Raw genomic sequence first — 24,265 nt, forward strand, 5'->3', positions numbered from 1 at the left:
CCTAATGAATTATTTATGGGACAGCGAGTTGATTTACTCGCTGCGTTATGAAATTGCAGTTATTACTTGAAACCGCGTTAAAATAAATAGCTCTAAAGTTAACTTATAATCTCTAACTATCTTTCTAATTTGAATAAATCATTACAATTAGCTTATCAAAGTAGCTTCACACATATCTGCAACCCAACTGGGATCACCACATTGTTCTGCTGTCGGTAAATTTCCTTCCCTTATTTTCTCTAATCGCTGTTTAATTTTAGGGCTTACTCTATTCCACGCATAATGGGATTCTTGGTATCCATTGATCTGTTTTAGGTTTTGATACCAAACAGCAATATTGGGATAGAGCGCTAAAAAATCAGGAAAGTCTTTATCAATTTCTAACGCCGAAATCTCACAGGCAAATAAAATATCCGCCGCCGACGCAATGCCTGTTGCTAAAAACGGAAGTCTTAAAATAAATTGATCCAAATACGCAAATACACTTTTAACCGAATTTTTGCGCTCTTGCACGATACTCTCATTGGGCATTTGCCAACCTAAATAGACAGGCATCAACAATACCGGAAGAAAATACTCTAGGAACCTCTGATTAACTCATCCTTGATTTAATCAGAGGGCAGAAATTGAAAATGTGATTTCCAATTTCTTCACAATTTCAATCACTTACAGTTCTTGAAATTGGCGACACATCCTTGTGTCGCGAGAAACTCTAGGTTAATCAGAGTTTCCTCTAATGTTACAACACGTTTTAGATTTAAATGATACCAAGATAATCCTTGATTAATTATGGCTCTGTCTTGCTGAGTTTTACCAAACCACTGACTTTCTTTACCACTTAAATCTGCGATGTAGCGCATGATGGCCGTCGCCTCGGATAAGCATAGATTCTCATGCTTTAAAGCGGGTACTTGATGAAGTGGATTTATTTTGAGAAAAGCTTCACCTAGATGTTGATTTCGCGATAACCAAATATGCTCTATTAAAAAATCAATGTCGGCCTGTACACACAACCAGTGCACCGCTCGACAGGGCTCTGACGTAGGATCAAGATAAAGAGTTAGCTGATTCATAATTCAAGTATTTGTATACCTAGCAAACTTATAAAGACAACAATTTAACGCATCTAGATGCTGTCTCCATTTAAAAACCCTTAATTTCAAGCCTTTAATAATTCCTTGACCAGTAAAATATAGTTTTGCATGGAGTGGTCACTTACGGATTCTTTGAGTTTTGCTTTGATGTCATCGGTATTGAGCGTCATTTTATCGAGTGCTTTATACCAACTCGGTGGATTCACTACACCTTCTCCAAGGTCGTTAAAATAAATTAAGGTGCCACCGTGTTCGTAATCAAGCTTTAACGTGATCTCGTCATTTAACGAAAAGTTCGGTGTGGTGAAAGGTATGGTTGGCACTATGTCGCGGTTGTTCACCACTCGGAAATAACGATTAATTAATACCATATCCAAACGATTAGCGTAGTTCAGTGAACCAACTCGCGGTTGGCCAAAAGTGTATAGACCCGCGATATTTAAACTGCCTGCCCATTGTTGATCGTGCTCTAATTTACACTGTATTTTTTCTGCGGCCATAACAGCAAGAGCACCACCTAAACTGTGCCCCGAAATCCACAACGGAATGCTTTTTTCTTGCGTGAACAGTTTTGTTTGCTCAAATAATCCTTTAATGGAGTTCCAGTTATCTTCTATTGCTTGAGAAAAACCTTGGTGCAGTGTTATATCGAGAATTTCTAGATCACTTCTACCCAAATACCAAGGAGATTTAATATTTTGAATGTTTAGGTCTGTTAAATAATCGTCAATGTTTTTTTCGGTACCGCGAAAAACCAGCACAGCAAAATTGATGTTATAAAATAAAAAGGCCTGTGTTCCAAATTTGCCCTCTTCAAAACCAACAACCTCCAGCCCCCAAATCGCCGCCTGAGATTGTGCAACAGAAAGATTGGAATAAGCTAAATTTGCCAGTCGTGCACACCACAGCATATTAACGGCGTTGTAACCAATAACAGTGCTATTAAACGATTGAATACTATTAAGGTCTAGTGCTTCGGTTACTGCTTCGGGTGTTGGTAATCTACCTTGATTTAATTCTATGGGTTTATTGGCGCTTGATGTATTTGCAGCGCCAGACACTTCTGTTTTGGAGCTTTCCATACCCAAGACAGATCTTACCGAGGTACGTGCCTTAACAAGACGATTTAACATGTCAAACCAAAATGGCGCGCCTAGCGATAATGCAACGGCGGTAATAAACCAACCAATAAGAGTTCCAAAAACTGTTATCGAAGACTGTACAATCCCGCCGCCTTTCCCGGTGACAACCTCATAAATGGGCGTTTTATCGGACCAACCAACAACGGGAATAACATCAATGGCTAGGTCTTTTATATTTTTCTGACAATCTTTGAAACTATTTTTTTCGAGATTCTCACTAGCACAGGATTCAATCTTAATTTTACCGGATTCAACCAATTTTTCGGCCAGTGAAACCTGTTGCTCTCGAACCGTTGGGTTTTCCATGATTAAGCGCAAAATGTCGATGGTATTTGCGTTGACAAAAACAGCCAAACAAAATCCTATGGGTAGCAAAACCCACAGGCGCAGTCGTCGTTTAAACCAACCTTTTGATCGCTCTGCGGCGTCGTTAAACCAAACCGCAAGCAAGTGCTCAAATTGTTCAACATTTTGTCCCGATTGAATCCAATATTGAAACACCTGTGCTCGCCAGCGATTATCTCTGTGACTGCAATACACACCGTTTGCCATAGTCATGGCGTCTTCACATTTGTTGTGAAGCGCAGCATCTAGTTTGATGGTATTGGTTCTTAATTCAAAGTACCGATAATCGAGCAAAGAATCTAATAATACAAAAACGAAAGTATCGGCGGGAATTTGCGAAGGTACGTTGGTATGTCTCGGACGATGTTCGCTATCGAAAATTAATTTAAAATAAAGAACGCACAGTTGCTCGCGAAACCTGTACAACCAGGTAGCTTTCGGCTCTTTATCATCATCGGGTTTTGGACGCAAACTTTGTATGCGCTGATGTTTTAGCATCACGCTGCACTGTGCGTGGCTGGTCATGTTTGAAATAAGACGACACAGTATTTGCGAATGCAATCGCCAAATCTGCACAATAACTTCACTTCCAGCCGTTACAATTAAACTTAGGGTAAAATAAATAGCAATAATACCAATGAAGGCATCAAGCATATCCAGCGCAGTCATGGTTCCTTCCCTTTATTCTGAGTTGCAAAAAACAGCCTAAATAACGGCGGCTATTATTGGAACCTCTGATTAACTCATCCATGATTTAATCAGAGGGCAGAAATTGACAATGTGATTTCTAATTTCTTCACAATTTCAATCACTTACATTTCTTATAGTTGGCAACATATCCTTGTGTCGCGAGAAACTCTAAATTAATCAAAGTTTCCTATTCATTATTATTTGCATCGTGATTATCGAATTGTGTCAGCGCTGCGTAGCTACACACTACAAAATCGAATTCCGTGCAATTTATCGGTGATGCTTCAAGTTGTCTTAACAGAGGTCATTAAAGATCTCACCGATATCTGTAAAAGTGTTGCGAAACCGTGAATGACTCAAGTTTCGCAATGGATTTTAGAATACCGTTTAATGTCTGAAACCAAAAGTCAAAAAGCCATCGCAGCCTCTGATTAAGGCATCCATAACTTAAGGACAGAACAGCAATTGAAAAGACGTTGATGGCACAACCTTGTGTTGCTGGAAATTATAGGTTCCTGAGCGAGGCCAGATTTCATAAAAAAGCCCACACAGAAACCTGTGCGGGCTTTATAAAACGACTATTGCTGGGTTAGCGTTACTGAATAAAACTACCCAGTTTTTTGGCAAGGTCGGTATTGTCTTGATTACCAGCAAATTTAGAGGCGGCGACACCTTTGGCCAGCACGGGAACATCCACCGCGGTGTGTCCATCGGTGGTCCAGCCCGTGTGGGTTTTTAGGTCGATGTAGTGCTTAACCCAAGCATAAAAAGCTTTGTCGTCTTTTGCCGTAATCGCTTCTAACGATTCTTTTTCGTCTTTGGTAAGTTCAACTTTTAATAATTTTTCGGCGCTTGCAGCGCGTTTTTTCGCGTCGTCAATTTTGCCCAATTCATCGGCAATGGTTTTTGGTGACTGATCAAGGGTGTGAATAAACTCAGGGCTCCAAATGTATTCCCCATCACGAGCGAGCGTTAAGCCACCGGTGCTGTGATCGGCGGTTACCACCAATAGAGTATCCGGATGAGAGTCAACGTAAGCCTCTAGCCATTCTAGCGTGTCGGAGAGATCGGCCATTTCTACCATTGCGGCTGCGACATCATTGGCATGCCCAGCCCAGTCCACTTGGCTTGCTTCAATCATCAAAACAAAACCTTTGTCGTTTTCAAGCTGATGGACGGCTGCCTCAGCCAAAGGTAACAGGCGACGTTTTTGCGGATAATCCAGTGCCCAAGGCAAGCCGATTTCTGCAAATAACCCCAACAGTGGTGAACCCTGCTTTACCGATGGCAGTTGATCGATTTTATCAACGTAGGTGTAACCTGCGTCTTTAAACTGCTGAACGATATCGCGGTCTTTGCGCTGAAAATATAACCAACCACCGCCAAGCATAACGTCGGCGGTAAATTGACCATTTACGCGCTGATCAAAAATACTGTCTGCAATGGCATTGTAATTGCGACGGCTCTCGTTGTGAGTAAGAAACGCAGCCGGTGTTGCGTGGTTAATTTGTGACGTTACAGCAACGCCGGTTTTATAACCGGCGGCCTTGGCTTTTTCTAATAGGGTTTGTACGGGTTGTTTATCGGCATCAACGCCAATTGCGCCGTTATAGGATTTAACGCCAGAAGAAAGCGCCGTAGCGGCAGCGGCAGAGTCGGTAACATAACCTGAAACCGGTGCAGGATAAGTACTTGCTGATCCGACATAAAGGCGGTCAAAGACGGTTTCTTCGACTTCTTTGGTGGCAGGGTCGTCGGCAAAATACCGGTAACCGGTTGTATATGCTGGCCCCATACCATCACTGATTACAAAAATAATGTTTTTTGGCGTTGTTTCAGCCCATACCGAGGCTGAAAAGAGACAGAGCCAAGCTGCTGCAAGTTTTTTCATAAATATCCTATAGATAAGGAACGTGATCACATCAATTAAATCGGCTAACAACCGCATACGGTGTAGGTCGTTTTCTCGTAAAAGATTACGTACAAACATCGTTGCGCTGGTTAAAACTAAATATGTCTGTTATTTAAGCTAAGAATTAACTCTTTTTATAACATCATGAATTTATGAAGTTTTTACGAATACTTGTGGAAGTTACAAAGAAACATTCAAAAAAATTCACGTTTGTATAAATCACTCATACACTTTAGATGAGATGACTTTTTCAAACACATGTCATCTGACAAACTTAACCCATAAAATTCAGTAATAACGAGCATTATCTCGGCAACCATAAAAAATAAAGATACCCGATATGTCTGATCCTGTAATTTTACTCGTCTCTGTGGGCCTCGCTTCAATCGCTTGCCAATTACTCGCTCACAAATTACGTATTCCCGCGATTTTACCGCTTTTAATATTGGGAATTCTTGTCGGCCCAGTTTTCGGACTACTCGACCCAGACGCCTTGTTTGGCGATCTGCTCTTTCCGTTAATTTCCATTTCCGTGGCAATTATCCTGTTCGAAGGCTCTTTAACGCTCAAACTTAAAGAAATGGCTGAGCACGGTTCTGTGGTCAGAAACCTGTGTACAGTAGGTACGGTTACTACTTGGCTTGTGGCAACGCCTGCGGCGCATTACGGTTTAGGATTTTCTTGGCAGATGTCCGCACTGTTTGGCGCTATTGTCACGGTAACTGGGCCAACGGTAATTGTGCCTATGTTAAGGTCGGTGCGTCCGGCGAAAAAAATTGCCGATATTTTACGCTGGGAAGGCATCATTATCGATCCCATCGGCGCACTTTTAGCGGTGCTCGTGTACGAGTTTATTATTTCGGTACAAGACGCTTGGACACACACCTTAGCGGTGTTTGGGTTAACGCTGGCCGTAGGGCTTGGATTTGGGCTTTTAATCGGCTTTTCTCTTGGCTGGTTATTAAAAAAACGTTTAATTCCCCACTATTTGGAAAACACCGCCGTGCTTACTCTTATGCTCGGCGCATTTGCCTTTTCGAATCACATCGCTCACGAATCCGGCTTATTAACCGTGACCATTATGGGTATGGTCATAGCTAATATGAAAAATATCGACCTCGATCCCATCATCGAATTTAAAGAAACTCTCAGCGTTTTACTGATCTCGGGCTTGTTTATATTGCTCGCCGCCAGACTGAACATTGACGCCATCACCAATTTAGGATTGGGTTCGATTTTGGTATTGCTGGCCATTATGTTTATCGCCCGACCCATTGCAGTGTTTGTCTCGTCTCTGGGCAGCGAATTAACCTTGAAAGACAAAGCGTTATTAAGCTGGATAGCGCCACGCGGTATTGTCGCAGCGGCAGTTTCATCGCTGTTTGCTATTAAGCTCGAAAGCAACGGCTTTGATGAAGCAAGTGCATTAGTGCCTATGGTTTTTTTGGTGATTATCGTAACGGTTGTGTTACAAAGCCTAAGCTCTGTAAAAGTGGCCAAGCTATTAAAATTGCGTTCGCCATCGGCGACTGGGATTCTTATCTTTGGCGCCAATGAATTTAACCGTCGCTTCGCCAAGGCTTTAAAAGAGCACGGAATCAGCGTCACCTTGGCCGATACCAACTGGGACTCGGTGAGCAAAGCGCGAATGGATAATCTCAATGCGTACTTTGGCAACCCAAGCTCTGCACACGCAGAAAATGTTCTCGATTTTAGCACCATAGGCCGAGTGCTAGTGATGTCGCCCTACAGACAACTTAACCCTGTAGTTACCTACCATTTTGAATATCTACTCGGAAAAGGACATGTGATTGGCTTATCGCATGCAGAACAAGATCAACGCGCTAGCCACAAGATTGCACAGGCCTACGCCGAGCGTTTATGTTTATTCGAAAAAAGCGCAACCTACGGACGCTTAGCCAGTATGACCGCGCGCGGAGCCGTTATTAAAACAACGCGATTAGGTGATAATTTTGATTTAAACAGTTACGAGTCTTTGTATAAAGGCCGCTCCTTTCCCTTGTGTGCGTTTGATAGCCACGGCAAAATGCATCTCTATACAACGCAGCCAAATTTTCAGCCTAGCAGTGGTTGGTTGATTGTAAGTCTGGTAGAACCAGAATCCGAGGTATCAAAACAGTTACCAGTTACCGATGACTTAAAATCCACCGTCAGCTTGCCAAAAGACGCTTAAATTTGGACAACATTTAAGAAACTCTGATTAACCCAGAGTTTCCGGTGACACAAGGATGTCGCCAATTTCAAGAACGGTAAGTGATTGAAATTGTGAAGAAATTGGAAATCGCATTCTCAATTTCTGACCTCTGATTAAATCATGGATGAGTTAATCAGAGATTCCTTTAAAATAAGTTTGGTTTTGATAAATTATTCATCCGTATTTTATCAAAGCCATTTTATATACAGATGCACAAAACCCTATGACACCGGCCATCAAACTCTTACAAAAGCTTAAAATAGCCCACACTATTCACGAATATCAGCACGACCCTGGCGCACAGTCCTATGGTTTAGAAGCTGCTGAAAAATTAGGGTTAAACCCTGCGCAAGTTTTTAAAACCCTCGTTGTTCAGCTTGATAATAAAGAACTAGCTGTTGGTATTATTCCCGTCGAAGCCAAACTCAGCATGAAATTAATTGCCAAAGCCGCCAAAGCGAAAAAAGCCGCCATGGCCGATCCCGTATTGGTTGAGCGAACGACAGGTTACGTTTTAGGTGGCGTAAGTCCTTTAGGCCAAAAAAAGCGTTTGAAAACCGTTATTGATCAAAGTGCAGAAAGCTTTGATCGCATTTATGTGAGCGCGGGAAAACGAGGCATGGATTTAGAATTATCACCCAAAGATTTACAAACAGTAACCAGTGCAATATTTGCTGAGTTAATGCAAATATAATAATCACTAGAGAACATCGTAAATCAGTTCTAAGTTAAACATGTTACTTATAGGAACCTCTGATTAACTCATCCATGATTCAATCAGAGGTCAGAAATTGAAAGTGCGATTTCCAATTTCCTCACAGCTTCAATCTTGTACCGTCTTTGAAATTGGCGACACTTCCTTATGTCACTAGAAATTCTCATTAAAAACCTTTTAGATACCGATATTAATTACAATTACTCGGAAATACCGACAAAAAAGTCGCGTAATCAGATGCAACCAATTCTGCGTAATTAAAGGCAATGCTGCGCACCAAGGCCCGAAATTCTGAATGTGAACCATCGGTGAGATTATCTACCTCGGTATCGAACGAATAATTAATAAAGTTTGCATTGCCGTCGCGATCTGATCGAGCGTGAGCATAAGCAAGCGCAGCTCCCCACTGCTCCGCTAAATTAATCATGCGAGTTTGAGTAGTTAAATCAGAAGTATCAAAGGTTTCTCGAAAAGCGGTACGCTCTCGCACCGAATAGGTTCCACCATTAAAACTCATCCAACCCACATGGTCATCGGTGCGGCGTGTTAAGGCATTAAATGCAATCGCATGACGTGACGCGTGATTAATAAATTGTGAATTGTATTGAGACTGAAAACTCGTTCCTAAAAAGCGATACGGAGTTGGCGACTGTTGTAATTTTACGTCTAAAATTCTATCGTCACTGGCGCTATTAGTGGGGCCTTCAATTAACACATAAAATCTCGGTGTTCCGAAGGAACCAATTCCTGCAAGTTTACGTTGGGCAATATCTTTTACTCGAAAATAACTGGTATTGTAGCTAAGCGCGCCACTAAGTGTATTTCCGTAATGACTCATCTGATTAATAATGGCATTGCGAGTAGTGCTAGAAACAGACGATAAACGTTCATCCGTTAAATCAAAAATTCGCGACGAACTCGACAGGTTTGTCCATTGATCCAGCATTTTAAGACGACTTTGTGATTGCTCCACATCTCGCAAAAAATCATCGAGTAAACCGTAGGTATTTGAGGCATTAAGCGTAATACTGGTTTCTGAGGAATTTCCACGAACATCGGCAATGGTGTCTAGATAATTTTCGGTAAAGGCATCAACAAATATTTCTTGATCACCATTACTGAAACCACCATTTTCGCGCGCAATTAATAAAATACTGGCCGCCATTCGCCAAATATCGTATTGATAATTCGCAAGAACCGACTCATCAAAATCATTTAACTCATAAACCACCGTACCTTTGTCATCATCAAAGGCACCGTAATTATTTGCGTGCAGATCACCTTGCAACCAAGCAACCGTTCGAGAACTGGAAAACTGATTTAAACGCGGATCATTCGAAAAATCTTGCCAAAATAAATGATTAGAACCACGATAAAAAGTGAAAGCAGATTCCGCCATACGGCAGTATTTTCCCTGCCGATCAACCGAAGAAAGTGGTGCATTCCATTGCTGAATTGCGTTAATAACATCCGTTGCTCTATCCGCTTGAACCGTTGCAGACAAACCCAACATCAACCCAAAAACAGCGACGAACTTCTTCATAACATTGACTCTTATAACATCACAAAAAATTGTGATCATTGAATAGGAGGCAACGTTTTAACGAGCTTTGGTGACAGAATAGTGATTGTTGTGTTTCAAAAATTTAACAAGTTTATGACTTGAAAATTATCGAATAGACGACCATTTTTAATCCTGCAAATGAAAGAAAAAGTCAAGTTTTTCTAGAATTGACTTACATTAAAAAAGTGGCGAGTAACATAGCAGATATTTATTTTCTCTAAAAATTAATACGAATTATTAACCCATCAAATCTCAAGATAGATCTGAAAATACCACACATCAAAAAGACAATTGTGGATAATCTTAACGCCACCATAAACTAAAGTGTGGCAATTTTTTCTTAACTAATACACTCTTTATCTTCTTTAAACGTCGGTGTTTATGCTAAATTACCATAAGAATTGAGCAATAAATCGAATTGGTTTACTCCAAAAAAAATTTATTTAACACATCAGCACAATCATCACCTTGGGTATTTTTTATGCAAAAAACGTTGTTTTCAATTGCTATTCTTGTTTTAGCACTTACGGGCTGTACCTCAACAACTACTCTTACACCAGTACAAGTATCTGCATTGGAAGAATCTAAATTATCTATAGAGGCAGTGACCCAAGCAGATAATGCCGTAAAAGCACCAAACCCAACCACCGAGCCAGGTTATAACTCTGCGGTTCCAGCAGGTACCGGCGGTGGATTAATTCCTGCGCTAATTGGAGCTGCTATTGACTCTTCGATAAAAGCTGACCAACGTAAAAACTTTACCGAAAAATATTCAGAATACTTTGACGCGGTTGACAAGAATACTCCCGAAGATCTCAGTAATGCCCTTAATGATAAGCTGGCTAATGCTGTTACAAGCAATGAGTTCTTCGCTCCATTAATTGTTGAGGAGTCACGTATTAAATTAAATACAACCATCACGTCTTATGGTTTAAATAGAACCAACAAAATAAATGATGACGTATTTTTAACGTTTGGTGTTTCCGCTTTAGTTGAAATGGCAAGCGCTGGAGAGAAACCTATTATAAAGAAAATCTTTTCTGCCCAAGCAGGAAAAGAATACACCATGAAAGATTACGCAGAACAAGAGCAGCTTATCAATGAAATGTCTCTAAAAGCTGTTGAAAATTTATCAACGCTAATAAAAGAGCATTTAGACCAACTTACGGCGTTTGATAAAAAGTAAATACAGAAAATACCCTTATTTATAAGGACTTCCAAAGACACAAGGACGTGCCACTATGTTCGAAGAACTATTAAAACTTTGGAAAGATTGAGAATTTCTTTTTCTAACCTCTAATTAAATTTTCTGTAATTCAATTAGAGGTTCTCTTAGAGTTTAAAACCTGCCTTCATAGAGCGTTAGTGCTCATCAAACAACTGAACCGCGTAACCGGTTTCCAGCGCTTCTTGAATTTGTTTATCTTTTCGTTTGAGCTGCAATACTTTGCCTTGTGGTAGTTGTTTTCTTTTTTCGATAATAACATCGTAAAAACCGGCTTTCATAACAAAGAGTTTCGCCAGCTGTTCTGCGCCAAATAAATCTTTAAAATCTATGTATACAATAAATGGCGCAGGGCTGTCTTTACTGAATCCTTCGATATCGGTTCGGGTTTTTGCGGTTACTGAAAAAATATACATAAGCTCGTTTTTTATCGCACGGTGAATTAATTAAGCGTTAAATTTAAATAAGATCGTTAAGAACACTGATGAGCTTTTGTGTTTGCTCAAGCGTACCAAAGGTAATTCTAAGAGCAGTTTTGCCTTGGTTATCTACTCTTGGTCTTACTAAAATTCCAGCCGTTTCTAACGCACGCTTAATGTTTTCTGGGTTATCGAAGTACACCAAAATATAGTTTGCGACAGATTTCCAAAAATTAATGCCTTTTTCTGCAAGAAAACTTTCAAGTAATGGCTTACTTTGCCCCATAACTTCTTGAATATATTGCTCTGTATATGCTGGATCATTTAAGGCGGCGCTCGCGGCCACCACAGCCAGCTGATTAATATCGTAAGGCCCGCGCATTACCAATATTGCATTGATATTTTCTTTACAGGTAATCACATAACCAAAACGCAGAGAGGGCATTCCCCAAGTTTTTGAGAAGGTGCGAGTAATGACAATGTTTTTGTATTTCTCGATTAACGACTTAGCGGTTGATCGCGTGTATTCATAATAACACTCGTCCACCAAGATAACGGCGTTAGGCGCAGCCACTGCAAGTCGCTCAATATCACTCAAACTAATGGGTGTGCCACAAGGGTTGTTTGGGTTTGCAGCAACTATTAAGCGAGTTTTATCGGTGATCGCAGCGATTACTTCATCTATGGGATAACCGCCTTCTTGAGTGTATTCCGGTGAGACAATACTTAAGCCTTCGACCTTAGCAACTTGGCTGTAAATAGCGAAGGTTGGCCCAGGAATAATAGCCTGATCACCTTCACGGCATACACCGCGAATAGCAAGTTCAATTCCGTGGTCGGAACCGTTGGTAATGGCTACTTGATCGGAGGTGACTCCGCAGTACTCTGCCAACTGCCCGGTGATGTTGCCGTAATTGGGGTACTGCTGAATACGATCACTGTGAATAAAGTCGACCAATGCTTGTTTGATTGCCGGGCTAACTGGAATGGTTCGCTCGTTGAAATCTAACAATACAAAACGCTGGCCGTCACGACCTTCTAGAGGTGGTTTGTAGGCGTCCATAGCGCTAATGTGATCTTTAAATATACTCACTTGATATTCTCTTCAGCAGTTTAAAGTAAACTAATTTTTTGCGACTAAAAATGATGTTTGTGTACCACCAGATTATCGCGATGAATAAGCTCGTCTTCGTCTTTATAGCCGAGCAATTCCTCAATGGATTCGGTGGGTTGACCTTTAATTTTTTCCACTTCCCGCGCACTGTAATTGACCAGCCCACGGGCAACTTCGATTCCTTCAAAATCGATACAGCGAACCATGTCTCCGCGAGTAAATTGACCAATCACATCTTTTACACCCACGGCTAATAGGCTGCGGCCCTGTTGCCTAAGCACTTTTACGGCACCTTCATCTAACACTAATGTGCCACGAGTTTGAAGGTGACCCGCAAGCCATTGTTTACGCGCTTGATCGGGCTGGCGATCGGCCACCATCAATGTGCCTAGGGTTTCTCCATCGGCGATTCGCGAAATTACCGATTCGATTCTGCCGCCAACAATAAAGGTATGAGTACCGGAGCGCGCCGCAAGACGTGCAGCACGAACCTTGGTTTGCATACCGCCGCGACCTAAAGCGCCCCCGCCACCGGCCATTGCATCTAAAGATGTATCACTGGCATTAGCTTCGGCAATGAGTTTCGCGTCAGGATTATTGCGAGGATCTGCGGTATACATGCCGTCTTGGTCGGTAAGAATGACGAGAATGTCGGCATCAACAAGATTTGCAACCAGTGCCGCAAGGCTGTCGTTATCACCAAAACGGATTTCATCGGTTACTACCGTGTCGTTTTCGTTAACGACTGGGATCACACCATAATGCAATAAAGTATTAAGAGTTGATCGACTGTTTAAATATCGCTCTCGACTGGATAAATCGTCGTGATCAAGAAGTACTTGTGCGGTTTGAATAGAGTACTTCGAGAAGGCTTCTTGATAGGTCTGAATCAGACTCATCTGACCGACCGCAGCCGCCGCTTGTAATTCGTGAATACGATCAGGGCGCTCGTTCCAACCCAAACGTTTCATGCCTGCGGCCACAGCGCCGGAGGACACTAAAATGATTTCTTTATCGAGTTTTTGCAATCGGGCAATTTGTTCAACCCAGCGCTCGATTGCGGGTTTATCCAGCTTACGTCCGTTGTCGGTTAATAACGCACTGCCAATTTTTATGATCCAGCGTTTACGCTGATGTAGGCTTTCCCTGATACTCATGATGACCACTCAACTCCCAAAATAATTATAGGCTCGTATGACTTGCGAACACTTACTATCACAGCAAGCGCGCAAGTGTAACTCGCTCGGATTTTTTTTGGGAGCCAACCATTACTCAGATCTATAGTTAATAAGTAAAACTTGAGAACCTAAATTAACTCATTGAAAAATATAAGAAAATTTTCATACCTGCTCAAAAAGCAAGTGCAGATTCAAGGATCGATCAGCACCAAGTTGCACCACTTAAATCGAACTCAATGAGTGCCAACTTGGCTTCAATTGGAAATCTTGACAATGCTAACTTAAGGCGCGTAAATGATTTCTACGTCGTAATCGTCATCATCCCAGTCATCGTCGTCATCACTGAGGTTCTTGGCAATTCGTTCCGCTCGCTTCGACTCTCTTAGGGCTTCAATACGCTCGCGAGCCTCTTCCTGCATTTGCCGTTGAATCGTTAATTCGCGCTCACCGACTTCGGGATCATCTTTCTCCAGTTGCCATATGTCTTCGAGGTGATTAAGCACCTGAGAAGCAACAACAGCGGTACCATTTTTATTGATCGCAGAAACTTTAACGACGCGACCTTGCCAATTCAGTGCATCAACGACTTCCTGACAGCGAGATTCAACTTCTTCCGGCGGCAACAAATCTATCTTGTTCAACACCAACCATTGCTCGCGCTGCGACAGGGTTGGGCTGAACTTTTCAAGCTCTGTTTGAATTTTTTGAATATTTTCAGCCGGTGTAGAACCGTCGTAGGGAAACATATCGACCAAATGCAACATGATTCGGCATCGAGTCAAGTGCTTCAAAAATCGAATACCTAGGCCTGCACCTTCTGAGGCGCCTTCGATAAGACCGGGAATATCTGCGATCACAAAACTTCTGTGCTCGTTAACTTTCACAACACCTAGGTTAGGAACAAGCGTTGTAAATGGATAATCTGCCACTTTGGGTTTCGCCGCCGACACGGCGCGAATAAAGGTAGATTTACCCGCATTAGGCATACCCAACAAACCCACATCAGCCAAAACACGTAATTCAAGCTTGATATTACGAGCTTCACCTTCTGAACCGGGCGTTGTTTGGCGGGGAGCACGGTTAATACTCGATTTAAATCGCGTATTTCCCAAACCGTGGAAGCCTCCTTGAGCGACTTTCAGTTTTTGACCCGGCTCTTTTAAATCACCGAGCTGTTCTTCGGTATCTAAATCGATAACCGTGGTGCCAACCGGGACCTTAAGAAAAAGGTCTTCGCCTTTACTGCCGCGGCAATCTCGAGAACTTCCCGACTGCCCATTTTGGGCGCGATATTTAGGTTGGTATCGGTAATCAACCAATGTATTTAAATTTTCATCCGCCAGCAGATAGACGCTGCCGCCATCACCGCCATCACCGCCATCTGGCCCACCGTTGGGGATAAACTTCTCACGGCGAAAGCTCATACAGCCATTACCACCGTCACCGGCTTTCACAAAAATCGGTGCTTCATCGACAAATTTCATCAACTACCTCTGTTTGGAGTTGTTCGGTCTTGGAAACCGCAACAGTTGAATCCCTTTGTTCGCGGCCTTATTACCATATCCAATTTACTTAATTTTATAATAAAAAAAACCCCATCGGAGTGATGGGGTTTTTCGAAGAACCTTACCAGAAGGTTGGCTTTAATCGCCCTGCTTATTGAACAACAGGAACAATACTTACGTATTTACGATTTTTTGGGCCTTTAACTTCAAACTTTACAGTGCCATCTTCTTTTGCAAACAAGGTATGGTCTTTACCAATACCAACATTTACACCAGCATGGAACTTAGTACCGCGTTGGCGAACTAGAATGTTGCCAGCAAGTACTTCTTGACCGCCAAAGCGCTTAACCCCTAAGCGTTTACTTTCCGAGTCGCGGCCGTTACGTGTACTACCACCTGCCTTTTTATGAGCCATTAGATTATACCTCTTAGATTAGCCTTGGATGCCGGTGATTTTCACCTCAGTGTACCACTGACGGTGACCCTGGCGCTTCATGGAGTGCTTACGGCGACGGAATTTAACAATTTTCACTTTGTCAGCACGACCGTGGGCAACAACTTCAGCAGAAACTTTTGCACCATCAACAATTGGCGCGCCAATTTTTACGTCGTCACCGTTGGCAACTAACAAAACTTTATCAAAATCAACGGTTTCACCGGTGGCAACTTCGATTTTTTCTAATCGAAGAACTTCACCTTCGGCGACACGGTGTTGCTTACCGCCACTAACAATAACTGCGTACATGCATTTGCTCCAATTAATGAAATCGGACGCCACGAAGTATGATGAATGCAAAAAATTACTTGTTCATCATTTTTTCAAGTCAACACGAATGAAAAACTTGCGACGTTTGTTTAAGGGTGGCGGATTTTATGGGAAATGAAGCAAAGATACAAGCGCCTATTTCATAACCAAATATTTTAACGCGAAACGGCAATCTTGGGCGCCACTGCAAGCTTGTTGGTCATCGAAGAGCAGATAATCGGTGTTAGCACGTCCTAGCGCGACGACTGTCTATTAATAGGATCTCTTATTTTAATCAGACCAAAGGATGAGCGAACTGAAAATGTGTAAAACAAGCGGCATACAATGATAACTAAAGCGTCACAACAGCTTGACGGTAGCAGCTCTCGTGCCTAGGATGCGCCTAACTTTATTTTTTGTAAAATGAATCACCGAATGCTCTCTTTTCATAATGTTGTCCGCACTGACTTTGAAGCGGTTAATCAACTTATCATCGATGAACTCTATTCCGACGTTACTCTTGTTGAGAATATTGGCCAATACCTTGTCGAAGCCGGCGGCAAACGCCTGCGACCACTTCTGGTTCTGCTCGGTGCAAACGCATTGGGCTATTCAGGCACAAACCATTTAAAACTTGCAGCTATTATTGAATTTATTCACACCGCAACATTACTGCATGATGATGTTGTCGACATGTCTGAACTGCGACGAGGCCGTCCTACAGCTAATGCCAACTGGGGTAATGCGCCAAGCGTCTTGGTTGGTGACTTCTTATACAGCCGAGCTTTTCAAATGATGGTCGCCATTGGCAATATGGACATCATGAGCATTCTTTCGAACACCACTAACGTGATTTCGGAAGGAGAAGTGCAGCAATTGGTTAACGCCAAAGACCCGAACGTTAGCGAAGAGAATTACTTTAAAGTTATCAACAAAAAGACCGCCGCACTGTTTGAAGCTGCTTGTGAAACCTCTATGGTTTTATGCAATGCAACCGATAAACAGCGACAAGCCTTTGCTGCGTACGGCTCCAGTCTTGGTCTTGCCTTCCAATTGGTCGACGACGCCTTAGATTACGAAGGTGACGCACAAGCGTTGGGCAAGAATGTCGGCGACGATCTCGCCGAAGGCAAACCAACATTACCTCTTATTTACACCATGAATCACGGCACCGCTGCCGAAAAAGATCTGGTGGCAAACGCGATTCGTAATGGTAGCGTTGAACATCTAAATGAAATCGTCGCGCTGGTAAAATCGACCGGCGGGCTAAAATATACTCATGAGCAGGCGGCACACCATGTGCAGAGAGCTAAAGATTCTCTTTTAGAACTGCCCAAAAGTGATTACAGAGATGCGATGGAGGACTTGGCTAATTTCGCCATAAACCGAGATCGCTAAAGAAGGACAAACCTTAAGCAAGGATAGCAGGCAAGGGATTACAGCGAACCATGACCAACAATCTAGATTCGAACACTTCAATTAAAGACCACTATTCTTACCCCAGCTGGGAAAAGCTAAAGTCTTTAGCGCTCAGCTGGGATGAAAATCTTACCAATCTATTTGCAAAAGATCCTAAACGAGCCGAGAAATACTCACTCTCAGTAGGACAAATCTTTCTGGATTTCTCGAAAAATCACATCGACGAAGACATTTTCGAGGCACTTTGCGAAATTGCCAACGACGCAAAACTGCCCGCTTGGATTCAAGCGTTGTATTCGGGTGATCTGGTCAACAATACCGAACACCGCCCTGCCCTGCATACGGCATTAAGAACGCCGGAACTTTGTCCCTCAGAAAAGCAAGCCGAGGTAAAAGCAGCGCTCGAAAAAGTTGAATCATTGGTTAATGAGGTTCATACCGGTCAATGGCTTGGTCACACCGGCAAAGCCATTACCGATGTAGTTAACATTGGTATCGGCGGATCGGATCTTGGCCCGAGAATGGTAGTTACGGCACTTAAGGCTTTTAAAAATAAATCCTTAGAGGTTCATTTTGCGGCAAACATCGATGGCGCCGACCTTGCCGACCAACTGGAAGCATTAAATCCAGAGACGACATTGTTCGTCATCGCGTCAAAATCATTCTCAACCTTAGAAACCCGTGAGAATGCTCTGGCTGCACGACGTTGGTTATTAAACTTCGGCTGCAAACACGAACAGCTACAACATCATTTTGTGGCCGTTAGCAGCAACATTTCAGCAGCCATTGAATTTGGCATTTCTGAAAACAACATTCTGCCAATGTGGAGTTGGGTTGGCGGACGCTATTCCTTATGGTCAGCCATCGGCTTGCCCATCGCGTTCGCACTGGGCTTTGATAATTTCAGACGTCTACTCGACGGCGCCGCCGTAATGGATCGGCACTTTCACGATGCTCCGCTCAAAGAAAACATGCCGGCCGTGCTCGCTTTACTGACGTTTTGGTACAGCTCGACTCAGGGCTATGAGAGCCAAGCAATCCTGCCTTATGCGCAGCGCTTAAATCGCCTTCCCGCGTATCTTCAACAGTTAGACATGGAGAGCCTCGGCAAGCGCGTAAACCATAATGGCAATCCTCTAGACTACAATTCGGGACTTATTCTTTGGGGTACTGAGGGAACCAACGGTCAGCACTCTTTCCACCAGTTACTGCACCAAGGCACTCGTAAGGTGTTAGTGGATTTTATTGCCAGCATAAAACCCATGAGTGGTCTAGACAGCCATCACCATTATTTATCGGCAAACTGTATTGGCCAATCCCAAGCATTACTTGCAGGAAAATCTTTTAAGCAGGCTTATGAAGAGCTTCTTGAAAGCGGCAAAACAGAAGATGAAGCGCGAAAAATAGCGCCTCACAAGGTTATCCCTGGCAATCGCCCCAGCAACACACTACTTCTAGAGCAACTCACGCCAGAGTCTTTGGGAAGCTTAATCGCGCTGTACGAACACAAAGTATATTGCCTAGGCGTGCTTTGGGATTTAAATCCTTTTGATCAATGGGGCGTTGAGCTTGGCAAGCAACTCGGGATGAAAATCTACCCAGCGCTCACCAGCGGGGAATGCCCAGACTCTTGGGACTCTTCGACCCGCTCTTTAATTGCAAAATTAGGGGCCACCGGCAAATAAAACACAAGCGTCGCCACGGAAGCACATGTATCGCTTGCGTACATCTCTCTTAATAATTGCTAAAACCATTAAGAGAGATGTCATCTTAGTTTTAGTCCAACAAACTCTTTAATCGCAATAACATTAGATCAATAATAGCCCGGTGCCCTATAAACCAAGTCTCCGGCGAATTCACAATTGCATTCTCAAGATAAATACACCGAAATACATTTTTCGAAACGCTGGTTACTCATTGTTACCGGCTGGATATCGTTAACGCTGGGTATCTTGGGAATTTTCCTACCGTTACTGCCTACCACACCTTTTGTGTTGCTCTCGTCATGGTGTTTCGCTCGATCCAGTAAGAGATTTCATCAACTGCTGGTATCGAATCGATTTCTTGGGCCAATTATCACCGAATGGGAGGCTGGGCGGGGAATCTCATTAAAAGTGAGGAATCGAGCACTAATCACCTTGTGGATCACATTAGCGATATCGATGTTAATTGTGGGTAAATGGTGGTCGGTGCTTCTTCTGTCGAGCATCGGCACGGGAACAACAATCTACCTGTGCCGCTTGGCTCGAAAAGCGAAATCGGAACAACTTTGATGGAGCAAGATCATCTCGGAAAATCATCGAAATGATCAGTCGACAGACTATGGCAATGAGATTTCTTTCTCGCGACCAAACGACTCTCGAATCAATGAAAGGTATTTAGGCCGATTCCATAAGCGCCAATAGCTCATCCCTTTTTTCTTCCATCAATGCTTGATTAGCGCGAGTTTCAACATTTAGGCGAATAACGGGCTCGGTATTCGATCTGCGAAGATTAAAACGCCAATCATCGAACTCTATTGATACGCCATCGGTGTAGTCTATGTGGTTGGCAGATGCCGAATAGAAAGCTTCGATACGATCAATGACTGTCTGAGAGTTTTCAACTACGCGATTAATTTCACCACTGCACGGATAGGCGCGCATACACTCATCCACCAATTTTGATAGAGGTTTACCCGTAACAGAAACAAGCTCGGCGACCAGTAACCACGGAATCATACCGCTGTCGCAGTATGCAAAGTCTCTAAAGTAATGATGGGCGCTCATCTCACCGCCATAAATAGCGTCTTCTTCGCGCATTCGTTCTTTAATAAACGCATGGCCCGTTTTACTCATAACCGGCACACCGCCGTGCTGCTTGACAATACTTTGGGTATTCCAAGTCAAACGCGGATCATGAACGATTTTGCTGCCAGCCGATTTTTTAAGAAAAGCCTCTGCCAGCAAACCAACTAAATAATACCCTTCGATAAAACGACCATTTTCATCAAAGAAGAAACAACGATCAAAATCACCATCCCAAGCAATACCAAAATCGGCCTGATTATCAATAACCGCACAAGAAGTACTGCTACGATTTTCTGGTAATAAAGGATTAGGAATGCCATTTGGGAAATGGCCATCAGGCTCGTGCTGAATTTTTACGAATTTAACGGTTGGAAGGCATTCCTCGATCGCATCTATGATAAGACCCGCTCCACCATTACCGGGATTGGCGACAATCTTAAGAGAAGAGAGCTTGGAAAGATCAACATAAGTCAGAAGATGATCAATGTACGAAGGTCTTGAATTTAAATGACTAACAGCGCCTTTTTTAACTTGATTAAAATCACCAGATTCCGCCAGGGCTTGGATGTCAAACAATCCGGTGTCACCACTGATTGGGCGAGAACCTCGTCGGACCAGCTTCATACCGTTGTAGTCAATGGGGTTGTGACTGGCGGTCACGCAAATACCGCCGTCTACATCTTGACTAAAACTCGCAAAGTAAACTTCTTCTGTTCCGCAAACACCAATGTGCAACACATCGGCGCCGCCGTCGGTAAGACCGTCGATAAGACTGTCTGTCAGGGCTGGGCTGGACAATCTAATGTCGTGCCCAACAACGACCTTTTTAGCCGATAAGTACTGAGCAAACGCACGACCTATACGGTAGGCGACATCTTCGTTTAACTGACCGGGAACCTGTCCGCGGATATCATAAGCTTTAAAACAGGATATTTTGTTATCCACGGAAGGGGACCCTTATTTCTTTACCAAGCGATACAGATTGGAGATTACATCTTATAAATGTTGTTGTAGACGTAGTTGGTTGCTTCTACGAAGCCATCCACACTACCGCAATCGAAACGAGTGCCTTTGAATTTGTAACCTAAAACGCAACCGTTTTTGGCTTGTGTTAATAGAGCATCGGTCAGTTGAAGCTCGCCATTTTTACCGGGAGGCGTATTCTCGATGATTTCAAAAATATCTGGCGTCAAAATGTATCGACCGATAATCGCAAGGTTACTTGGTGCCTCTTCTACCGCAGGTTTTTCAACCATGTTGGTGACTTGGAAGATACCGTCTTTCAGTTTTTCACCGGCAATCACACCAAACTTACTGATCTGATCTTCTGGAACTTCTTGAATTGCGACAATGCTGCACCGGAACTGTTTGTACAACTGAACCATCTGAGCCAAAACACCATCACCACCTTCGGTGTTTAAACACAAGTCATCCGATAAAACCACGCCGAAGGGCTCGTCACCTATTAAGCGACGACCGTTTAAAATAGCGTCACCCAAACCACGCATTTCTTGCTGGCGAGTCATTGAGAAGGTAGCTTTGCTCATAACTTCGCGAATACTGCTCAAGAATTCTTCTTTAGACGTTCCCGCGATTTGATGCTCAAGTTCATAACTGACATCAAAATGGTCAGCAATTGCGCGCTTTCCACGACCAGTCACTAAACCGATTTCGGTTAGGCCGGCTTCAATTGCCTCTTCCACACCGTACTGAACCAAAGGTTTATTTACGATCGGTAGCATTTCTTTCGGCATGGATTTGGTTGCAGGAAGAAAACGGGTACCGTAGCCCGCCACCGGGAACAGACACTTCTTGATCATTTCATTTAATCCTTAAATTAATTGATTCTTTCAAACTTATGCTATCCAAGATTTGTGATCTTTGATGGTTTTATTCACACAAGTATCACCTTAACATAGTTTTTCTGAACGTGTTCTGTGATAAAAGTTGCAAATAACTCAACTCGCATATCTTGGAATTTATTTACAAATTCAAAGCAAATGGCCGTATTTCCAGACGTAAGTTTGATCTTTACGACCCTTGAAGCTGCACTAGAGATGTCATTATCATCTATCTGATTACCGAAATTCCAGCTCGCAAAAAATGTATGTATAGAAATAATTTCACTTCAAAAACCGCAGCATCAAGAACCAACATTCCAACAAACACTAGTATTTAATCTGGACAAGAAGCCATCATCCATTAGAATGTGCCCCCTTCGCTAGCCAGCACATCGACTTTCGAACAATGGCTCATTCGTAACGAAAACTGTTAGAGTCAATTTATGGATTCTTTTATACCTAAAAACGCCTATAGCCGCGAAGAGCTAATCGATTGCGGACATGGAAAAATGTTCGGGCCTGATAACGCTCGCTTGCCTGTACCTAACATGTTGATGATCGATAGAATTACGCACATCAGCACTGAGGGTGGGGAGTTCGGCAAAGGCGAGATTATCGCTGAGCTGGATATCAATCCCGACTTGTGGTTTTTTGAATGTCATTTTCCGGGCGACCCGGTTATGCCCGGCTGCTTAGGCTTAGATGCCATGTGGCAATTGGTTGGCTTCTATCTAGGATGGCGAGGCAATCCTGGTAAAGGAAGAGCATTAGGCTCTGGGGAAGTAAAATTCTCCGGTCAAATTTTACCAACCGCTAAAAAAGTCACCTATCATATAAACCTAAAGCGTGTGGTAGAAAGACAACTGGTTATGGGTATCGCAAATGGCTCCGCATCGGTTGATGGCAAGCCAATTTACACAGCGAACGATTTGCGTGTTGGTCTATTTACAGACACCAGCAAGTTCTAATGTAATTGCAGTTCAGCTTTCAATATTGAGCACTACAAATTATATTGAATTTTCACAGTTATAACTTTTTAGCCAGTAAATGGCTCACCAGGTGGGGCAGCATATGAGACGCGTTGTAGTTACCGGAATGGGTATTGTTTCCTGTATTGGTAATGACCTAGATACGGTTCTCGAATCACTGAGAAATGGACGCTCTGGTATTCGCTTTCAGCCGCAATACAAAGAAATGGGCTTTAGAAGCCATATTGCCGGAAGTATAGACTTAGACCTAAAAGAGTTGATTGATCGCAAGATTTATCGCTTTATGAGTCCGGCGTCCGGATACGCATACCTATCTATGCAACAAGCTATTGCTGACTCCGGGCTTGAAGAGTCCGACGTTTCCAATGAGCGCTCCGGCATCATCATGGGTTCCGGTGGAGCATCTACAGCCAATCTAATCGAGACGGCGGATATTCTTCGCGAGAAAGGCGTAAAACGTGTTGGGCCTTATCGTGTAACCCAAACCATGGGTAGTACCACCTCAGCTTGTCTAGCAACACCGTTTAAAATTAAAGGTGTTAACTATTCAATCTCTTCTGCTTGCGCAACCAGCGCACACTGCATTGGTAACGGCGTTGAGCAAATCCAGCTGGGTAAGCAAGACATAGTCTTCGCCGGCGGTGGTGAGGAAGAGCATTGGTCGTTAACATGCATGTTCGATGCAATGGGCGCCTTATCCACCAAGTATAACGATACTCCCGAAAAAGCATCCCGCGCGTACGATGCCGACCGAGACGGCTTTGTCATTGCTGGTGGCGGCGGTTGTGTGGTGTTAGAAGAACTTGAGCATGCTAAGGCTCGTGGCGCAAAAATCTACGGTGAAATCATCGGTTACGGAGCTACCTCAGATGGTTACGACATGGTCGCGCCTTCTGGAGAAGGTGCAGTACGATGTATGAAGCAAGCCATGTCTACCGTTAATAGCAAAATTGATTACATCAATTCACACGGTACATCGACACCTGCGGGAGATATCCAAGAGCTTGGCGCCGTTAAGCAAGCCTTCGCTGGCGCTGTTCCTCCGGTTAGCTCTACAAAATCTCTAACCGGTCATTCCTTAGGCGCTACAAGTGTTCAGGAAGCTATTTACTGCATGCTTATGATGAAACATAGATTCATTGTTGCCTCTGCAAACATAGACCAGTTGGATGCCGGCGCAGATGGAGCCAACATTGTACAAACACGTATTGATGATGTTGATCTCAATACCGTGATGTCTAACAGCTTCGGTTTTGGTGGCACTAACGCAACCTTAATCATGAGCAAGTATCAAGACTGATCGACCCAGTAACATGCTCTCGACAGCGCAAAGCTTAGAGAGCATGATCCATTATCACCACCGC

At 43.2% G+C, this 24,265-nt stretch carries 21 protein-coding genes; 8 read left to right on the top strand and 13 right to left on the bottom strand.

What is annotated here, in order from left to right:
- Positions 1-147: 147 nt before the first annotated feature.
- From ACYQ28_RS12465 to ACYQ28_RS12480, 4 genes are all read right to left on the bottom strand, one after another.
- On the bottom strand, positions 148-555 hold the full coding sequence (locus tag ACYQ28_RS12465) for a glutathione S-transferase family protein (RefSeq protein WP_460050213.1): 408 nt from the start codon (positions 553-555) through the stop codon (positions 148-150).
- A gap of 107 nt (positions 556-662) precedes the next feature.
- Positions 663-1,073 carry a glutathione S-transferase N-terminal domain-containing protein gene (locus tag ACYQ28_RS12470; RefSeq protein ID WP_460050215.1) on the bottom strand — a complete coding sequence of 137 codons (411 nt, stop codon included), beginning with the start codon at positions 1,071-1,073 and terminating at the stop codon, positions 663-665.
- Between the two features lie 86 nt (positions 1,074-1,159).
- The gene (locus tag ACYQ28_RS12475; protein ID WP_460050217.1) at positions 1,160-3,250 is read right to left on the bottom strand and encodes a lipase family protein; all 2,091 of its coding nucleotides are present in this window, start codon (positions 3,248-3,250) and stop codon (positions 1,160-1,162) included.
- A 616-nt stretch (positions 3,251-3,866) separates the two neighbouring features.
- Entirely contained in the window at positions 3,867-5,162 is a 1,296-nt protein-coding gene (locus ACYQ28_RS12480) for an alkaline phosphatase (RefSeq protein WP_460050219.1), read from the bottom strand.
- Positions 5,163-5,523: 361 nt separating this feature from the next.
- Here ACYQ28_RS12480 and ACYQ28_RS12485 point away from each other — a divergent pair, with 361 nt between their 5' ends.
- Positions 5,524-7,377, top strand: coding sequence for a cation:proton antiporter (locus ACYQ28_RS12485; RefSeq protein WP_460050221.1), 1,854 nt, complete (start codon positions 5,524-5,526; stop codon positions 7,375-7,377).
- Between the two features lie 244 nt (positions 7,378-7,621).
- A complete protein-coding gene (ybaK, locus tag ACYQ28_RS12490; protein WP_460050223.1) occupies positions 7,622-8,092 on the top strand; it encodes a Cys-tRNA(Pro) deacylase in 471 nt (156 codons plus the stop codon).
- Between the two features lie 211 nt (positions 8,093-8,303).
- Here the strand turns inward: ybaK and ACYQ28_RS12495 are convergent, their stop codons facing one another.
- On the bottom strand, positions 8,304-9,656 hold the full coding sequence (locus ACYQ28_RS12495) for a DUF2252 domain-containing protein (RefSeq protein WP_460050225.1): 1,353 nt from the start codon (positions 9,654-9,656) through the stop codon (positions 8,304-8,306).
- A 502-nt stretch (positions 9,657-10,158) separates the two neighbouring features.
- Between ACYQ28_RS12495 and ACYQ28_RS12500 the strand changes: the two genes are divergently transcribed.
- Positions 10,159-10,863 carry a hypothetical protein gene (locus tag ACYQ28_RS12500; protein WP_460050227.1) on the top strand — a complete coding sequence of 235 codons (705 nt, stop codon included), beginning with the start codon at positions 10,159-10,161 and terminating at the stop codon, positions 10,861-10,863.
- Between the two features lie 176 nt (positions 10,864-11,039).
- On the opposite strand, the gene ACYQ28_RS12505 is transcribed toward ACYQ28_RS12500, so the two are convergent.
- The 6 genes from ACYQ28_RS12505 to rplU form a co-directional block, all read right to left on the bottom strand.
- Positions 11,040-11,318, bottom strand: a complete 279-nt coding sequence (locus ACYQ28_RS12505) for a hypothetical protein (protein ID WP_460050229.1) — start codon at positions 11,316-11,318, stop codon at positions 11,040-11,042.
- A 43-nt stretch (positions 11,319-11,361) separates the two neighbouring features.
- Positions 11,362-12,414: a pyridoxal phosphate-dependent aminotransferase gene (locus ACYQ28_RS12510; protein ID WP_460050231.1), complete on the bottom strand. Its 1,053-nt coding sequence runs from the start codon at positions 12,412-12,414 to the stop codon at positions 11,362-11,364.
- Positions 12,415-12,458: 44 nt separating this feature from the next.
- Positions 12,459-13,592: a glutamate 5-kinase gene (gene proB / locus ACYQ28_RS12515; protein ID WP_460050233.1), complete on the bottom strand. Its 1,134-nt coding sequence runs from the start codon at positions 13,590-13,592 to the stop codon at positions 12,459-12,461.
- A gap of 302 nt (positions 13,593-13,894) precedes the next feature.
- A complete protein-coding gene (gene cgtA, locus ACYQ28_RS12520; protein WP_460050235.1) occupies positions 13,895-15,097 on the bottom strand; it encodes an Obg family GTPase CgtA in 1,203 nt (400 codons plus the stop codon).
- Positions 15,098-15,269: 172 nt separating this feature from the next.
- Positions 15,270-15,533, bottom strand: coding sequence for a 50S ribosomal protein L27 (gene rpmA / locus ACYQ28_RS12525; RefSeq protein WP_460050239.1), 264 nt, complete (start codon positions 15,531-15,533; stop codon positions 15,270-15,272).
- An 18-nt stretch (positions 15,534-15,551) separates the two neighbouring features.
- Positions 15,552-15,863: a 50S ribosomal protein L21 gene (rplU, locus tag ACYQ28_RS12530; protein WP_460050241.1), complete on the bottom strand. Its 312-nt coding sequence runs from the start codon at positions 15,861-15,863 to the stop codon at positions 15,552-15,554.
- Between the two features lie 435 nt (positions 15,864-16,298).
- Here rplU and ACYQ28_RS12535 point away from each other — a divergent pair, with 435 nt between their 5' ends.
- From ACYQ28_RS12535 to ACYQ28_RS12545, 3 genes are all read left to right on the top strand, one after another.
- A complete protein-coding gene (locus tag ACYQ28_RS12535) occupies positions 16,299-17,261 on the top strand; it encodes a polyprenyl synthetase family protein (protein ID WP_460050243.1) in 963 nt (320 codons plus the stop codon).
- 50 nt (positions 17,262-17,311) lie between these two features.
- On the top strand, positions 17,312-18,967 hold the full coding sequence (gene pgi / locus ACYQ28_RS12540; protein ID WP_460050245.1) for a glucose-6-phosphate isomerase: 1,656 nt from the start codon (positions 17,312-17,314) through the stop codon (positions 18,965-18,967).
- A gap of 177 nt (positions 18,968-19,144) precedes the next feature.
- On the top strand, positions 19,145-19,555 hold the full coding sequence (locus ACYQ28_RS12545) for a YbaN family protein (protein ID WP_460050247.1): 411 nt from the start codon (positions 19,145-19,147) through the stop codon (positions 19,553-19,555).
- 105 nt (positions 19,556-19,660) lie between these two features.
- Here ACYQ28_RS12545 and ACYQ28_RS12550 read toward each other — a convergent pair whose 3' ends face one another.
- Both ACYQ28_RS12550 and galU read right to left on the bottom strand, forming a co-directional pair.
- Positions 19,661-21,016, bottom strand: a complete 1,356-nt coding sequence (locus ACYQ28_RS12550) for a phosphohexomutase domain-containing protein (RefSeq protein ID WP_460050249.1) — start codon at positions 21,014-21,016, stop codon at positions 19,661-19,663.
- A gap of 44 nt (positions 21,017-21,060) precedes the next feature.
- Entirely contained in the window at positions 21,061-21,891 is an 831-nt protein-coding gene (gene galU, locus ACYQ28_RS12555) for a UTP--glucose-1-phosphate uridylyltransferase GalU (RefSeq protein ID WP_460050251.1), read from the bottom strand.
- Between the two features lie 464 nt (positions 21,892-22,355).
- Between galU and fabA the strand changes: the two genes are divergently transcribed.
- On the top strand, positions 22,356-22,880 hold the full coding sequence (gene fabA / locus ACYQ28_RS12560) for a 3-hydroxyacyl-[acyl-carrier-protein] dehydratase FabA (RefSeq protein WP_460050253.1): 525 nt from the start codon (positions 22,356-22,358) through the stop codon (positions 22,878-22,880).
- A 103-nt stretch (positions 22,881-22,983) separates the two neighbouring features.
- Positions 22,984-24,201 carry a beta-ketoacyl-ACP synthase I gene (fabB, locus tag ACYQ28_RS12565; protein WP_460050255.1) on the top strand — a complete coding sequence of 406 codons (1,218 nt, stop codon included), beginning with the start codon at positions 22,984-22,986 and terminating at the stop codon, positions 24,199-24,201.
- Positions 24,202-24,265 lie beyond the last annotated feature (64 nt).

It is taken from the genome of Sessilibacter sp. MAH1, assembly GCF_054658315.1.